This window comes from Virgibacillus halodenitrificans, from assembly GCF_001878675.1.
Taxonomy (GTDB): domain Bacteria; phylum Bacillota; class Bacilli; order Bacillales; family Amphibacillaceae; genus Virgibacillus_Q; species Virgibacillus_Q halodenitrificans.
Genome location: NZ_CP017962.1, coordinates 2,064,512 through 2,080,093, shown reverse-complemented (window position 1 = coordinate 2,080,093; position 15,582 = coordinate 2,064,512). Strand labels below are relative to the sequence as shown.

The following is a 15,582-nucleotide window of genomic DNA, read 5'->3' as shown; positions in this document are numbered from 1 at the left end:
AACTACGAATTGAACAAAATATGTTTTTTCTAACAATTGCAATAGAACCAAAGAATAAAATTTTGTTCTTTATCATTTTCAAAGTATTAACTGGGGCATGGAGTTTCAGTAAACTGACTATCTGGTTGGGATAAAGTCTGATAGTTTTTCGTTGTGACAAGTAATCGCGAACTTCCTTTGACACTCTAGGAAGTTTCATTCAATGTAAAACGGGAATTGTTGTTTATAGGAGGGATAATTATGGCTGATAGAAAGCATTATTTTGTAACAGTTGATACGCAAGATATTAGAGAGGTATCACTTCCGGGAAGCGGTATTGAATATGAGATTATTGCAGACCATAATGAAATCGAGCAATTGAACGAATTATTTATGAAGAAGGACAAAAATGAAAAAAAGGCAATGTCATTTTTAGCAAAACCATTTGATGAATGGGGAGCTGATGATGAAAGAAATGCGTATGATGACCATATGATGAGAATTTTTCAAATGTTATATGAGCTGGGAACAGATGATACAAAAACAAAAATTTATGAATTAGGAATAATTAATCGTTAATTTGACCATACAAGTAATACCAGTCTGTTCATAAAATTTTCACCTTCTAAATTTTTCTAAATAAAATAAAAGGCTGATGTTTGACTAATTTTTTTGATGTAGCTATAATTACCAATTGGTAAGGATATTTACTTGACAATAAATTTGTCCTAACAAATCCAGCCATAATATGTAATAGGAAAGAAAAACCAGAGTGGAAATAATTTGTTTCAGAATTTTGTTGCAATTTAGTTAAATTTATTGCAATACATTTTATTGTATGGTATGATTTATTCGCTGTTCAAATGAGGTGGAACCTTGACTAATTTCAGTACTGCTTCTAAAGCATTTACGACATATTTGCAAATTGAAAAGAATGCCTCTCCCTACACTGTAAAATATTATCTTAGTGATCTGGAGGATTTTTTTTGCTTTTTAAAAGAAGAAGAAATTCCAGACTTAGATGATGTTGATCAGGCGGTTATCAGGTTATTTCTCACCAGATTGTATAATAAACAACTCGATAGAAGAAGTGTTTCACGGAAAGTCTCCTCGTTGCGCAGCTTTTATAAATTTATGGAGCGCGAGGGGCTTTTTACCAAAAATCCATTTATGAACATTAAGTTACCGAAAACCAAAAAAGCAATCCCGGGTTTTTTGTATAGCGAGGAACTTGAAAAGCTATTTGATGTCAGTGACCTGACTAACCCCATGGGACAGCGTAATCAAGCTCTTCTAGAAACTTTATATGCTACTGGCATGAGGGTGAGTGAGTGTGAAAAGCTCAAGATGAAGGATATTGATTTTTCAATTGGAACAATGTTGGTACAAGGGAAAGGTAGAAAAGAAAGATATATACCTTTTGGAAGATTTGCAGAAATAGCTCTCGAAACGTACATAAATGAAGGGCGGCAAAAGTTACTGGAAAACAGTAATACATCCAGCCAGATGGTATTTCTAAATTCACGTGGGAACCCTTTAACTTCTAGAGGTATTCGTCTGATTTTAAATAAAATGGTTGAGGAAGCTGCATTAACGGTACATCTTCATCCACATAAATTAAGACATACGTTTGCTACTCATCTACTTAATGAGGGCGCAGATTTGCGAAGTGTTCAGGAGCTGCTGGGGCATGAAAATTTATCATCAACACAGATATATACCCATGTTACAAAAGACCATTTACGCAAAGTTTACATGAATAGCCATCCACGGGCTAATCAAAACGGGTAAGAGGGGTGAGATTATTGGCTAATGAAATGCACGCTACTACTATATTTGCAATAAAGCATAATGGCCAATGTGCCATGAGTGGAGATGGGCAAGTTACATTGGGAAACGCGGTTGTAATGAAACATAAAGCCAAAAAAGTTCGTACCTTATTTAAAGGTCAAGTTCTGGCAGGATTTGCAGGATCTGTTGCTGATGCTTTTACCTTGTTTGAAAAATTTGAGACAAAACTGGAAGCATATAACGGAAATCTGGCTAGAGCTTCTGTAGAACTAGCTAAAGAATGGCGTAGTGATAAAGTTCTAAGAAAATTGGAAGCTATGCTAATTGTTATGGACAAAGAGAATATGTTTCTTGTATCTGGTACAGGAGAAGTAATTGAGCCAGATGATGGAATACTTGCAATCGGTTCTGGAGGTAATTATGCGCTTAGTGCAGGAAGAGCGTTAGCTAGATATTCTAATCACCTAACTGCAAAAGAAATTGCTGAAGCTGCAATGAAAATTGCAGGAGAAATATGTGTCTACACAAATGACCATATTACATTAGAGGTACTTGACTAAAAGGAGGCCTTTCTATAAATGGGTATAAACTACACTCCTAAGCAAATAGTTGACCAATTGGACAAATATATTATTGGTCAAAGAAATGCGAAAAGATCAGTTGCTGTTGCATTACGAAATCGTTACAGACGAATGCATGTGGAGGAAACAATTAAAGATGAGATTGTTCCGAAAAACATTTTAATGATTGGCCCGACTGGGGTAGGTAAGACAGAAATTGCAAGGCGTCTTGCTAAATTAGTAGGTGCTCCATTTGTGAAGGTGGAGGCCACTAAATTTACAGAAGTTGGCTATGTCGGTAGAGATGTGGAGTCCATGGTTCGTGACCTCGTGGAAATGGCTATAAGGATGGTAAAAGAGGAACAAATCAACGAAGTAAAAGGTAAGGCGGAAATAGAGGCAAATAAGAAGCTTGTTAAACTGTTGGTACCTCAAGTGAAAAAAGAAAACAATATTAAAAATCCATTTGAAATGCTTTTTTCAGGTCAAGCAAATAGTGATACTGAAAACAGTAACGAAAAGGATCTTGATGAAGAGATTATTAGTAAAAGAAAACGAGTTGAACATCAATTGCAGTTGGGTGAACTTGAAGATCACTTAGTCACAATTGAAATAGAAGAAACTCCACCTTCTATGTTTGATATGCTGCAAGGTTCGGGTATGGAACACATGGGCATGAATATGCAAGATGCCTTCAGTCAGTTTATGCCTAAGAAGACTAAGAAGAGAAAGCTACCAGTTTCAGAAGCGAGAAAAGTTTTAACACAGCAAGAAGCTGCAAAACTTGTAGATATGGAAGAGGTATCCCAGACGGCTATAGAGCGGGCTGAACAAGCTGGAATAATTTTTATCGACGAAATCGATAAAGTTGCCGCAAAGCAAGATAACACAGCGAATGTTTCTAGGGAGGGAGTCCAACGAGACATTCTTCCTATAGTTGAAGGTTCAACTGTAACTACGAAACACGGAACGGTGAAAACGGACCATATGCTATTTATTGCTGCTGGAGCTTTCCATATGGCGAAACCTTCTGATTTAATTCCTGAACTTCAGGGTAGATTCCCCATCAGGGTGGAATTAGAAAAACTATCTGTTGAGGATTTTACCAGAATACTAAAAGAACCTTCTAACGCCTTGTTAAAACAATATAAAGCCCTGATGAAGACGGAAGGTATAAACCTTGTTTTTACGGACGAAGCTATAGATAGATTAGCGGAAGTCGCCTACCAGGTGAATCAGGATACCGATAATATCGGAGCAAGACGTCTTCACACTATATTGGAAAAACTTTTAGAAGATCTATCATTTGAAGCTCCGAATATTAATATGGAGAAGATAGAGGTTACACCTGCATATGTTGATGAAAAGCTAAGTTCTATTGTGAAAAACAAAGATCTAAGCCAATTTATACTATAACAATATTGAATTGAATGGAGGATTATCATGGAATTATTAACTAGAGCAAGAAAAATCAACGCAATGTTACAGAAAGCTACAGGAAAATCGGTGAATTTTAACGACATGTCTGCATCACTAAGAGAGGTAATCAAAGGGAATGTATACATTCTAAGCAGAAGAGGAAAATTATTAGGATTTGCCATTAATCAGGAAATTGAGAACGAACGTATGAAAAATATGCTCGAAGAAAGACAATTCCCTGAAGAGTATACGCAAGGATTATTTAATATACATGAAACAACTGCAAATCTTGATATTGATAGCCCGCATACTGTGTTTCCAGTGGAAAACAAGGATTTGTTTAAAAATGGTTATACAACAATTGTGCCAATCATTGGAGGCGGAGAGCGTCTAGGAACATTGGTGCTTGGCAGACTATCAGAAACTTTTAATGATGATGACTTACTTTTGGCTGAGTATGGAGCAACAGTTGTAGGTATGGAAATTCTGCATGAAAAAACTGAAGAAATCGAAATGGAAGCAAGAAGCAAAGCTGTTGTTCAAATGGCAATCAGCTCGTTATCTTACAGTGAATTGGAAGCAATTGATCACATTTTTGAAGAACTTAATGGCCATGAAGGGCTTTTAGTTGCAAGTAAGATAGCTGACAGAGTAGGTATCACAAGATCTGTAATTGTTAATGCATTACGTAAACTAGAAAGTGCTGGTGTAATTGAATCACGTTCTTTAGGGATGAAAGGAACGTATATCAAAGTGCTTAATAGCAAATTCCTTGTCGAATTAGAAAAACTGCGTTCAAGATAAATACAAAAAGCTGGGTTTTAGTACCCAGCTTTTTTTATGTGTAAAAAGAGTTAAATAATATATATATAAAATGACTATATCTAAAAAGATCTAAAAGCACTATGTTCCGTGCTTTTTTTTATAGGTATTAAGTTTTTCGCTTGTTTAGTTCCATTTTTAACTAAAAAACAAGGAAAAAATTACTAGTTATTATTAACCATATTATTTTCTTATTAAAGAAAATGTCGAAAAGTAATAGACTTTATAGGCTAATTAACATACAATATTCGTAGGAAAAAAATGTTTATGTCCGTCGAAGGAGGTAAAAAATTTGTCATTGTTTGGAAGCACTATTAATAATTTGGAAAATGCACTTAGATATTCTTCGGCAAAGAATAAGGCTATATCCAATAATATAGCAAATATCGACACACCGAATTATAAAGCGAAAGATGTTGCTTTTAATGATGTGTTAAAACAAACCCTCTCTACATTGGAAGCTAAAAGAACTAATGAGAAACATTTGACTTTCAATAATATCGATTCGTCTTTTCGAACGATAAATAAAAATAATACTGTCTATAACCATAATGGTAATAATGTAGACGTAGATAAGGAAATGGCTGATTTAGCAAAAAACCAAATATATTATCAATCTCTTGTTGACCGTATCAATGGAAAGTTCGGGAGCTTGCAGAAAGTGATTAGAGGGGGGAACTAATAAGTGTCAATTTTTAATTCAATAAACTCCAGTGCGAGTGCGTTAACAGCACAAAGATTAAGAATGGATGTAGTATCTTCTAACATAGCAAATGCGCAAACAACTAGAGCTACCATTCAAGATGGAGAATATGTACCTTACAGACGAAAAATAGTATCAATGGAGCCAAAGCAAGCTAGTTTCAGCTCTTTATTACATAAAGCTACAGGGTCAAGCACAACGGCTGGGGTAAAGGTTTCACAGATCAAGGAAGACCAATCGCCATTTAAACTAGTTTATGATCCTACCCATTCAGATGCAAATGAGCAAGGTTATGTTCAGCTTCCGAATGTTGATCCATTAAAGGAAATGGTTGATTTAATGAGCTCGACCCGTTCCTATGAAGCGAATATTACTTCTTTGAATGCAAGTAAGGCTATGTTATTAAAAGCATTGGAAATTGGAAAATAAAATAGGAGGTTAAGAAATGAAAACAATATTCAAGCCTATGTCTAACTCACCAATACCCGTTTCTCAAGATATGAAACCTAAAATTTCACCGGGAAAAGCACAAGCTAAATTTGCTGACTCCCTAAAATCAGCGATGAATGAGGTAAACAAGGCACAAATAGCCTCCGATAAAAAAACGGATGATTTAATTAACGGAAAAGTGGATGACTTGCATGAGGTGATGATTACAGCACAAAAGGCAAGTATTACTTTGGATACTACAGTACAAATACAACGTAAGGCAATTGATGCTTATAATGAAATAATGCGAATGCAAGTATAATACAAAAATGCTATTAAATAGGCGTTTTATTTTTTTGGCACTTTGGTGGGGGAAACTATGAAAGAAAAATTATTGAAATGGAAAGAAACTTTAACCAGTTGGTGGACACAGCGAACGAAAAGTCAAAAATTTATATTTTTTGGATCTATCTTTTTTGTGATCATCCTGGTAGCAGGGCTAATCTTTTTTACATCAGGAAAGACTTTCGTCCCTTTATACAATAATTTGTCAATACAGGAAGTTGGTCAAATAAAAACGGAGTTAGATGCTAGAGGTATTGAGTATGAGTTACAGGATGGAGGCACTACTATTCTTGTGCCGGAAGCCCAAGTCGACTCTCTGCTTGTAGATCTTGCTGGTCAAGGCATTCCAGATAGCGGAAATATTGATTATTCTTTTTTTAGTGAGAATGCTTCCTGGGGTGTGACTGAAAATGAATTCAATATGATGAAATTAGATGCAATGCAAACAGAGCTTTCCAATATGATTGGGAAAATAGATGGTATTGAAGATGCTAAGGTAATGATTAATATGCCGGAAGAACCAGTTTTTGTTGATGAAAATTCTCAAACAGCCAGCGCATCTATTGTCCTGCAAACAAAACCTGGCTATGATTTTAAAAATAATCAAATTGAATCTTTATATCATTTAGTATCCAAAGCTGTTCCTAATCTACCAGCTGAAAATATAGTGATCATGGACCAGTACTCTAATTATTTTGACAGGGATGCACAAGCAACACAGGGATCTCAAGATACATATACATACCAGCAATCTGTTAAAAAGGATATAGAGAAGGACATTCAACGTAGAATGCAACAAATGCTTGGCGCAATGGTTGGTATGGAAAATGTCATTGTTTCTGTAACTTCTGATGTTGATTTTACACAGGAACAAAGGACTGAAAACATCGTAGAACCGGTAGATTTAGAAAACATGGAGGGTCTGCCTGTAAGTGTTGAGACGATTAAGGAGACTTATTCGGGCAACCCACCTGTTGGAGGTACAACAGGGACCGGTGAAGAGGACATTCCAAACTATCCTGCTGCTGATGAGGATGGAAACGGCGATTATGAAATGACGAAAGAGACAGTTAATAACGAGTTTAGCAGAATCCAAAAAGATATTGTCGAAAGCCCATATAAAATTAGAGATCTTGGTATCCAAGTTGCTGTTAATAACAAAAAAGATACAAATGGAAAGGAAATACAGTTTCTTACCCAGCAGGAGCAGACAGCAGTAGAGCAAGGGATATCTTCTATCCTTAATTCAATAGTTAGTACTTCCATAAGTAAAGAATATGGAGAGATTAATCCAGAAGAGAAGGTTTCTATCATCTTTCAAGAATTTAATGGAAAGCCTTCATTACCTGATTCTAAAGTGAGCGCAATCCCGAAATGGTTGTATATAACAGGTGCAGCACTATTAATAATAATAATTCTATTAGCAATTCTACTTTTCCGCAAAAGAAACAATGAGGAAGAAGAAGAAATTGAAGAAGATGTGACAGAAGAAAAAGTTACTACAATACCTGAAATGCCGGATAATGAACAATCGGAAGCTGTTATCCGCAGAAAACAATTAGAAAAGATAGCAAAAGAAAAGCCGGAAGATTTTGCGAAGTTGTTAAGAAGTTGGATAGGGGAAGATTAGGAGGTAATTGGTATGGCAAGACAAAAAGGAGTATTAACAGGTAAACAAAAGGCTGCAATTTTATTAATCTCCCTAGGTCCAGATGTATCAGCACAAGTTTATAAACATCTTTCCGAAGAAGAAATAGAAAAACTGAGTTTAGAGATTTCTTCAGTAAAAAAAGTAGATTCAAATGTGAAAGAAGAGGTGTTGGAACAATTTCACCAAATTGCTTTAGCGCAGGATTATATAACACAAGGTGGGATAGGATACGCAAAAACTGTACTTGAAAAAGCATTTGGTTCGCAAGAGGCTTCAAATATCATTAACAGATTGACTTCTTCTTTACAGGTAAGACCTTTTGACTTTGCCAGAAAGGCTGATCCACAGCAAGTATTAAATTTCATACAAGGAGAACATCCACAAACGATTGCTTTAGTTTTATCCTATCTTGACCCTGAGCAATCCGGACAAATTTTGTCAGCATTACCTCAAGAAATGCAAGCTGATATCGCTAAACGAATTGCAACGATGGATTCCACCTCGCCAGAAATTATTAGTCAAGTGGAGCAAGTGCTTGAGAGAAATATTTCTTCTTCGTTAACGGAAGATTACACGCAAACTGGTGGGATTCAAGCGGTTGTTGAAGTATTAAACGGTGTTGATCGGAGTACTGAAAGAACAATTTTAGATGCACTTGAAATTCAGGATCCTGATCTGGCAGATGAAATTAAGAAGAGAATGTTTGTATTTGAAGATATTGTTATTCTCGACAATAGAGCGATCCAGCGGGTAATCAGGGAAGTAGATAATGATGATTTGCGACTATCCCTTAAAGTGGCTAGCGATGAAGTTAAAGATATTGTATTTAAAAACATGTCCCAGAGAATGGCAGAGACATTTAAAGAGGAAATGGAATATATGGGTCCTGTCAGACTGCGTGATGTAGAGGAAGCGCAAACTAGAATTGTTGGAAGTATTCGTCGATTGGAAGATGTAGGAGAAATAGTGATTGCTCGTGGTGGAGGAGATGACATTATTGTCTAATTCTAACCTTAGTGGAAAGCGGAAGATTGAAGTGAAGTCTGTTGTTCCTGTCCCTTCAACAGATCCCTCAGGAACAACTGCTTCAGCTTTAGATGTAGTTGAAAAAGAGATAAGTGAACAGATAGATAATTTAAAACTTGAGTTAAAAGATTTGAGAAACCATAAAGAACTGCTTTTAAACGAGACTAATGCAGAGATACAGCAGGCAAAGCAAAATTGGGAGACAGAAAAACATGCTTATATAGAAAGCGCAAAAAAAGAAGGCTATCAGGCTGGTTATAAAAAAGGAGAGGAAGCTGCCCAACATGAATATCGCACTTTAATCGAGCAGGCTAATTCTATTGTTGAGAGTGCAGGGCTTGATTATCATACGACAATCGAGAAGCATGAAGAGTCTATCATTGAACTAGCAGTTTACACAGCCGAAAAAATATTGAGTCAACAGCTGGGGAAATCCCCTCAATCCTTTTTGCCAATTGTTAAATCAGCAATTCGTGAATTAAAAGATCAGTCGGTAATATCCATTTATCTGCACCCAGCTAATTATGAAACTGTTTTGGAGCAAAAAGAAGAGCTGCTGCAAGTACTGGAAGAGGATGTAAGGCTAGCAATTTATATAAATGTTGAAATACCGGAAAATGGATGTCTTATCAAACATCCATTCGGTCAAATGGATGCAGGTATTGATACCCAGTTAAATGAATTACGACAGGTATTGCATGAGGTTTCGAGGGAGAATGCGACATGAACATTCAGCCGCTATTAAAAGCTATAGACCAATCTAATCCTTATAAAAAGTATGGCAAGGTCATAAGGGTTGTCGGAATTATGATTGAGTCACAAGGACCAGAAGCCAATATAGGTGATGTTTGTTATATCCACGCATCTACCAGTGCCAGACCTCCTGTTCTTTCTGAAGTAGTAGGCTTTAATAATGAAAAAATTATTCTGATGCCATACTCAGAGCTTACAGAAATCGGACCTGGTTGTTTAGTAGAGTCAGAGGGGAGACCATTAAGCGTTAAAATAGGCCGAGGGCTTATTGGAAAGGTAGTTGATTCACTTGGTAAGAACCTTGATAAAACGGATCTACCAAAAGGATTATCAAACTATTTGACAGAACAGACGCCCCCAAACCCTATGTTACGGCAGCCGATTAATGAGCCTATTCAAGTAGGAGTAAAAGCGATAGATTCCCTGTTAACAGTTGGCAAAGGTCAACGAATTGGGATTTTTGCCGGTAGTGGTGTTGGGAAAAGTACACTACTAGGGATGATTGCTCGTAACAGCAGTGCTGATGTTAATGTAATTGCTTTAATTGGCGAGCGTGGTAGAGAAGTCAGGGAATTTATTGAAAAAGACCTTGGGAAAGAAGGGCTTAAGAAGTCAATTGTAGTGGCAGCTACATCAGATCAGCCAGCGTTAATGCGAATTAAAGGTGCCTATACTGCTACAGCGATAAGTGAATATTTTCGAGACCAGGGACTTAACGTGAATTTAATGATGGACTCTGTGACTAGAGTGGCGATGGCTCAGAGGGAAGTTGGTCTTGCGACAGGCGAGCCACCTACCACAAAAGGGTATACTCCTTCGGTATTCGCAACTTTACCAAAGTTACTTGAGCGGGCGGGTACAAATGAAGTAGGCACGATAACTGGCTTCTACACTGTATTGGTGGATGGGGACGATATGAACGAACCAATCGCTGACACAGTCCGCGGAATTTTGGATGGACATTTTATTATGGACCGAAAGCTTGCTGAGCGTGGACAATTCCCGGCGATTAACACATTAAAATCGATCAGCCGTATTATGAATCAAATAACAGACAAAGAGCATAAGAATCTTGCTCAGCAAATGAGATCTTTGTTGGCTGTATATGAAGAAAATAGTGAACTGATTCAAATAGGTGCATATAAGCGAGGGACAGATCCCGAGATCGATAGGGCTATTAACTTTTATCCAAAAATACAGTCGTTTCTTAAGCAAGAAATTTTTGAAACGATTTCCCTTGAAGATTCTATTAATAAAATGAAAGCATTGTTAAATGGAGGATAAATGAAATGTCTGGAACAGTATCATTATCTAAAGTATTGCAAGTCAGGGAATTGGAAAAAAATAATGCACAAAAAGCATATCACCAATCCATGGATGTATTTGAAGAAATGGCAACAAGGCTGTACAACATACTTAAAAAGAAGGAAGCAGCCGAAGCAACATATGAAACGGATCTGCATAACGGTGCTTCCATAAATAAAATAAAACAACAAGCTATTCATATTGAATATATAAACAAGCAAATAAATGATTTGCAGTCAGAGGTTCAGCAAGCAAGAAATGCAATGGAACAAAAGCAGATAAAATTGACTGATGCTCATATGGAAATGAAAAAATTTGAAAAAGTTATTCAAAATAGAAAGTTAGAGGAGCATGAACGCGTCCAAAGATCAGAGAATATCTTTATGGACGAATTATCTATCCAGCAATTTTTAGGTCAAAAAAACAGGTGACATAGATGAGTAAGCAAAACAAAACAGATAAGAAAAAGTTGAATCCGATTATTTGGTTTATCTTTGCAGTAATTGTACCACTGGTCGTAATAATAACCATAACCGTAGTGATTTTAAGTATGGCGGGTGTTAACGTAATAGATTGGACGAAAGACAAGTTAGCTCATATCCCTGGGGCTTCCACCTTAGTTTCCAGTAACGAGGATGAAAAAAAACAAGTAGACACCGATAAAAGCCAATCACAAGTGACTCAAAGAGAAAAAGAGATTAAAGAACTTAATCAACAAGTAGATGATCTGAAAACAATTAATAATCGATTGGAACAGAAAATTGTTAAATTGGAGAAAAACACGTCTAACCCCAGCATGGAAGAAGATTCAAAGGAATCAACTATGGTAGAAACCATGTCTCAATCCTTTAAAGGTATGGATAGACAGCAAGCAGCACTTATACTAACAGATTTAGAAATAGATACAGCAGTGAGTTTATTAAAAGAACTATCCAATAAGGTAAGAGGAGAAATCCTTGGAGAAATGGAGCCTGCAAAAGCAGCTGAATTAACACAAAAGTTAATTAATGATAATTCTTAATTTCTAACTTTTGAAGGGAGGTGAAAAGGTGAACGCTATGGGGATGTTTTTACCAAATACACAAATATCTGGAACCGGGAAAGATCATATGTCGAAAATGCCACATTCTCTGAAAGAGGAATCTCCATTATTTCAAATGCTATTAGCTAAGTTACAGCCTGCAAATGAGAATGCGTTAGACCCAGCTGTCTTAGATAACCAAGAGAATGTAGAGAGTATTATACATGATGCACAGCTTCCCAATCATTTGCAGACAGTTCTAATGGACTTGATAAAGCAAAATCAAATCGGAACTGTGGAAAATAACTCGACAAATCAAGAAGAAATGTTGTCATTGGTTGAAAATTTGTTTTTATCACAACCAATGTCACAGGATGTACCTATGATTTTGTCCCAGATGCCCGCGTCACTAGTTAATGAAAAAGTAATGAAGCAGATTGCTGAACTTTTTACAAAAGCCCAGCATCTTCTAAACCAAGTGACGACGGCTGTTACTAACCAAAAACAGATGAAGGAAAACGCTCCTGAGTTATTGAACATTTTAAAAGAATGGACTGCTATAAGTAAAAAATCCGGAGCTAACCAGCAAAATGTAGCAAAGGTTCAGTCCTTAATTGTAAAAGAATCACCTATATTTGAAGAGTTAGTTCAAAATTTCGCAAAGAGAAATCAACTTGTAACCAAACATCAATACAATAGTGCTGCAGAAGTAACTACTAACGATGTTGCGAAATGGATGAGTAAAGCATTAGAGAATCATGGGCTGACTGAAAAAATAAATGTACAAACGATAACTCCAACATCAATGCCAATGTCCAAAGTCGAGCAGTTTATTATTCATTTAAATCAGGCGCAAAGTACACAATCAAATGATCAACAGTTAATGGAACAATTTCAGCGGCTGATAAAATCAAGCAAATTTATGTCTACACCCAATGGAACCAACCAACTGAATATAACATTACGACCTGGAAATATGGGAGAAATGGTAGTGAAGCTGACGCAGATCAATGGAGAAATGACGGTGAAAATTCTAGTCTCCAGTCAAGCTGCAAAAGAAATGTTGGATTCCAATATGCATCAGCTGCGCCATATGTTCTCTCCTCAACAAGTAGTTGTAGAAAAACAGGAATTAAACTTGCAAAATGGCCAGTCATTACAAAAAGAAACATCAGATCAGCATTCAGATAATCAGGAGAACTCTCAACAATCACAACATGATCAAGAGAATAACCAAAATGATGATTTCGCTATGACATTTGAAGAAGCACTTTTGAATGAGAAAGTATAGGTGAAACGTATGACTAAAATAGACCCGTCTTTATATTTACAGAATCAGCAAAAGACAAGAACACCAAGTCCTGAGCTTGGAAAAAATGAATTTTTAAAGATTTTAATGACACAATTATCCAATCAGGATCCTACAAATCCTATGGACGATAGAGAGTTTATATCTCAAATGGCCCAATTTTCCTCTCTTGAGCAAACAACGAATATGGCTAATTCGATTGAAAAGCTAGTACAAAGTCAGTTAGTTTCGCCAGTTATAGAGTATAGCCATATGATTGGCAAAGAAGTTTCATACCAGGCGTTCGACAAGGATACAGGAGAGAAGCTTGATGTAGAGACAAGTAAAGTTGTCGCAGTAAGTCAAAAAGAAGGATGGGCAATTCTTGAGCTGAAAAATGGTGAAAAAATATATGCTGATGCTGTTTTACAGGTAAGTGAACCTACTATTAAAGAAGATTAGTGTGACAGGAAGGGAGAATTATGGACCATCGAATACACCAGTTACCACAGCAAGTAGCTCTGAATCCAGTTAAAAAATCAGTGGGTCCATCTAGCACAGTTCCATTTAAAGATTTTTTAACGTTGGAACAAAAAGAGTTGAAAATCAGTAAACATGCCAATCAACGTTTAAATGAAAGAAATATTCAAATCAACGAGAAGCAATGGCAATTAATCGGAGAGAAAGTTAGTGAAGCAAAGAAAAAAGGCATTACTGATTCATTAGTAGTCATGGACCAAGCAGCATTGCTGGTTAGCGCTAAGAATCACACCGTAGTTACTGCAATGAATAGGGAAGAGGCTACAAATCGCATTTTCTCAAATATCAATGGGACAATTATTATAAATAAATAGGCTGGACCTTAATAGGAAGCCATACTGTTGTTGAATGATAGATACAACAGAATAAAAATTAAATCCAAAAGGGGATAAATAACATGTTACGGTCAATGTATGCAGGTATTTCAGGAATGAAAGGTTTCCAAACAAAGCTAGATGTGATAGGGAACAATATTGCAAACGTAAATACTTCAGGGTTCAAAAAAGGGAGAGTAACCTTTCAAGATATGATGAGTCAAATGACCTCAGGTGCACAGGGGCCTACAGCAACTAGAGGAGGAGTAAATCCGAATCAAGTGGGCTTAGGGTCTCAATTAGGTACCATTGATAATATTCACACCCAGGGTTTCAGACAAACCACGAATAGCCCCTTAGACTTTGCTCTAGAAGGAGACGGTATGTTTGTGGTGGCCGATGATTTACAACCTAATTTAGATGATTCCAATGTTTCATATTCTAGAGCAGGAAATTTCTATTTAGATGATGATGGGTACGTAGTAAATCCCCAAGGGTTGTATTTAATTGCTGTAGAATTAGATGAAAATGGTGATACAGTAACAAACCCTGATGGTTCGTTAAAATATACACAAATACAGATTCCTGAAAATGCTAAAAGCTTTAGTGTTCAGTCCAATGGAATTGTTAACTATATTGATGATTCTGGCGACACGAAAATTTCTGGTCAGGTATTATTGGCAAACTTTTCAAACCCTGCAGGACTCCAGAAAGATGGAAGTAATTTATTCTTAAATAGTGAAAATGCTGGTTTTTCAGGATACGTGCTACCTGAATCCGAAGGTTCGGCTTCCATTATAAGTGGCTCACTTGAAATGTCCAACGTTGATTTATCAGAGGAATTTACGGAAATGATTACAGCCCAGCGCGGATTTCAGGCGAACACAAGAATTATCACAACATCAGATGAAATATTACAAGAGCTAGTAAACTTAAAACGATAGTAAGGAGGTAGGGAGTATTGTTCTAATATAAATACTCCCGCCCTATATGATTCAATTGACACGTCTCAATGGAGACCCATTTACCCTGAATGCAATGATGATTGAACAGATACAATCATTACCTGATACCACACTAACTTTAATAAATGGAAAAAAGCTTGTTGTAAAAAATCCAGAACAACAAGTAATTGAACTTATTACAAATTACTATCAAAGCATTGGTTTGCAAGGTTCGCTAAAGGAAGGTGAAGCAAGTGAGTAAACTGGTTAGAACAACAATTACTTCCATGGCGATATTACTAATCGTGGCTATTGCTGCTTTAATTGTTGTATTAAATATTTCAGGAGATAAAGATGAAGGAAAGGCCGAATCAATCGACAAGATCGTAGAATATGCATATGAAACACCCGAAATTACGACAGATCTGGAAGATGGAAGCTTTGTAAGGATCCAATTTCAGATATTAACAGACGGTAAGGATGCAAAAGAGGAAATCAGCAAAAGGGATTTTCAATTAAAGAACATTTTAATAAAAGAACTAGCAACAATGAATGAAGAGAAATTTAAAACAGGCTTGACTGATTTGGAAGCTGAAGTGAAAACAAAACTGAATGCTGTAATGACAGAAGGAAAAATAACTAATGTGTATACAGTAAGCAAAATTCTACAGTAAATGTTAGGACTCCAGAAT

General features: G+C 36.4%; 20 protein-coding genes. All 20 read left to right on the top strand.

Going from position 1 to position 15,582, the window contains the following annotated elements:
* The first annotated feature begins 240 nt into the window (after positions 1 to 240).
* The 20 genes from BME96_RS10910 to fliL all read left to right on the top strand — a co-directional run bounded on the left by BME96_RS10910 (position 241) and on the right by fliL (position 15,564).
* Entirely contained in the window at positions 241 to 558 is a 318-nt protein-coding gene (locus tag BME96_RS10910) for a hypothetical protein (RefSeq protein ID WP_019375688.1), read from the top strand.
* A gap of 297 nt (positions 559 to 855) precedes the next feature.
* Positions 856 to 1,770: a tyrosine recombinase XerC gene (xerC, locus tag BME96_RS10905; protein ID WP_071649076.1), complete on the top strand. Its 915-nt coding sequence runs from the start codon at positions 856 to 858 to the stop codon at positions 1,768 to 1,770.
* Between the two features lie 14 nt (positions 1,771 to 1,784).
* Positions 1,785 to 2,330, top strand: coding sequence for an ATP-dependent protease subunit HslV (gene hslV, locus BME96_RS10900; protein WP_121614939.1), 546 nt, complete (start codon positions 1,785 to 1,787; stop codon positions 2,328 to 2,330).
* Positions 2,331 to 2,348: 18 nt separating this feature from the next.
* On the top strand, positions 2,349 to 3,746 hold the full coding sequence (hslU, locus tag BME96_RS10895; protein WP_060680112.1) for an ATP-dependent protease ATPase subunit HslU: 1,398 nt from the start codon (positions 2,349 to 2,351) through the stop codon (positions 3,744 to 3,746).
* A 27-nt stretch (positions 3,747 to 3,773) separates the two neighbouring features.
* Positions 3,774 to 4,553, top strand: coding sequence for a GTP-sensing pleiotropic transcriptional regulator CodY (codY, locus tag BME96_RS10890; RefSeq protein ID WP_019375692.1), 780 nt, complete (start codon positions 3,774 to 3,776; stop codon positions 4,551 to 4,553).
* A gap of 310 nt (positions 4,554 to 4,863) precedes the next feature.
* Positions 4,864 to 5,253 (top strand): flagellar basal body rod protein FlgB, encoded by a 390-nt coding sequence (flgB, locus tag BME96_RS10885; RefSeq protein WP_071649075.1) that lies wholly within the window; start codon positions 4,864 to 4,866, stop codon positions 5,251 to 5,253.
* A 3-nt stretch (positions 5,254 to 5,256) separates the two neighbouring features.
* Positions 5,257 to 5,703, top strand: coding sequence for a flagellar basal body rod protein FlgC (gene flgC / locus BME96_RS10880; protein ID WP_019375694.1), 447 nt, complete (start codon positions 5,257 to 5,259; stop codon positions 5,701 to 5,703).
* 16 nt (positions 5,704 to 5,719) lie between these two features.
* A complete protein-coding gene (gene fliE / locus BME96_RS10875; protein ID WP_071649074.1) occupies positions 5,720 to 6,025 on the top strand; it encodes a flagellar hook-basal body complex protein FliE in 306 nt (101 codons plus the stop codon).
* Positions 6,026 to 6,082: 57 nt separating this feature from the next.
* Positions 6,083 to 7,678: a flagellar basal-body MS-ring/collar protein FliF gene (fliF, locus tag BME96_RS10870; protein ID WP_071649073.1), complete on the top strand. Its 1,596-nt coding sequence runs from the start codon at positions 6,083 to 6,085 to the stop codon at positions 7,676 to 7,678.
* A 12-nt stretch (positions 7,679 to 7,690) separates the two neighbouring features.
* Positions 7,691 to 8,704 (top strand): flagellar motor switch protein FliG, encoded by a 1,014-nt coding sequence (fliG, locus tag BME96_RS10865; protein WP_019375697.1) that lies wholly within the window; start codon positions 7,691 to 7,693, stop codon positions 8,702 to 8,704.
* On the top strand, positions 8,697 to 9,452 hold the full coding sequence (gene fliH, locus BME96_RS10860; RefSeq protein WP_071649072.1) for a flagellar assembly protein FliH: 756 nt from the start codon (positions 8,697 to 8,699) through the stop codon (positions 9,450 to 9,452). The genes fliG and fliH overlap by 8 nt, the downstream gene beginning before the upstream one ends.
* Entirely contained in the window at positions 9,449 to 10,762 is a 1,314-nt protein-coding gene (gene fliI / locus BME96_RS10855) for a flagellar protein export ATPase FliI (RefSeq protein WP_071649071.1), read from the top strand. The genes fliH and fliI overlap by 4 nt, the downstream gene beginning before the upstream one ends.
* 5 nt (positions 10,763 to 10,767) lie before the next feature.
* Entirely contained in the window at positions 10,768 to 11,214 is a 447-nt protein-coding gene (fliJ, locus tag BME96_RS10850; protein ID WP_071649070.1) for a flagellar export protein FliJ, read from the top strand.
* Between the two features lie 5 nt (positions 11,215 to 11,219).
* Positions 11,220 to 11,804, top strand: coding sequence for a MotE family protein (locus BME96_RS10845; protein WP_060680122.1), 585 nt, complete (start codon positions 11,220 to 11,222; stop codon positions 11,802 to 11,804).
* A 37-nt stretch (positions 11,805 to 11,841) separates the two neighbouring features.
* Positions 11,842 to 13,095: a flagellar hook-length control protein FliK gene (locus BME96_RS10840; RefSeq protein WP_231478717.1), complete on the top strand. Its 1,254-nt coding sequence runs from the start codon at positions 11,842 to 11,844 to the stop codon at positions 13,093 to 13,095.
* Positions 13,096 to 13,104: 9 nt separating this feature from the next.
* A complete protein-coding gene (gene flgD, locus BME96_RS10835) occupies positions 13,105 to 13,554 on the top strand; it encodes a flagellar hook assembly protein FlgD (RefSeq protein WP_071649068.1) in 450 nt (149 codons plus the stop codon).
* A 20-nt stretch (positions 13,555 to 13,574) separates the two neighbouring features.
* A complete protein-coding gene (locus BME96_RS10830; protein WP_071649067.1) occupies positions 13,575 to 13,946 on the top strand; it encodes a TIGR02530 family flagellar biosynthesis protein in 372 nt (123 codons plus the stop codon).
* A gap of 83 nt (positions 13,947 to 14,029) precedes the next feature.
* Complete coding sequence (gene flgG, locus BME96_RS10825) at positions 14,030 to 14,890, top strand: flagellar basal body rod protein FlgG (protein ID WP_019375705.1); 861 nt, start codon at positions 14,030 to 14,032, stop codon at positions 14,888 to 14,890.
* Between the two features lie 46 nt (positions 14,891 to 14,936).
* The gene (locus BME96_RS10820) at positions 14,937 to 15,152 is read left to right on the top strand and encodes a flagellar FlbD family protein (RefSeq protein ID WP_019375706.1); all 216 of its coding nucleotides are present in this window, start codon (positions 14,937 to 14,939) and stop codon (positions 15,150 to 15,152) included.
* A complete protein-coding gene (fliL, locus tag BME96_RS10815; RefSeq protein ID WP_071649066.1) occupies positions 15,145 to 15,564 on the top strand; it encodes a flagellar basal body-associated protein FliL in 420 nt (139 codons plus the stop codon). The genes BME96_RS10820 and fliL overlap by 8 nt, the downstream gene beginning before the upstream one ends.
* Positions 15,565 to 15,582 lie beyond the last annotated feature (18 nt).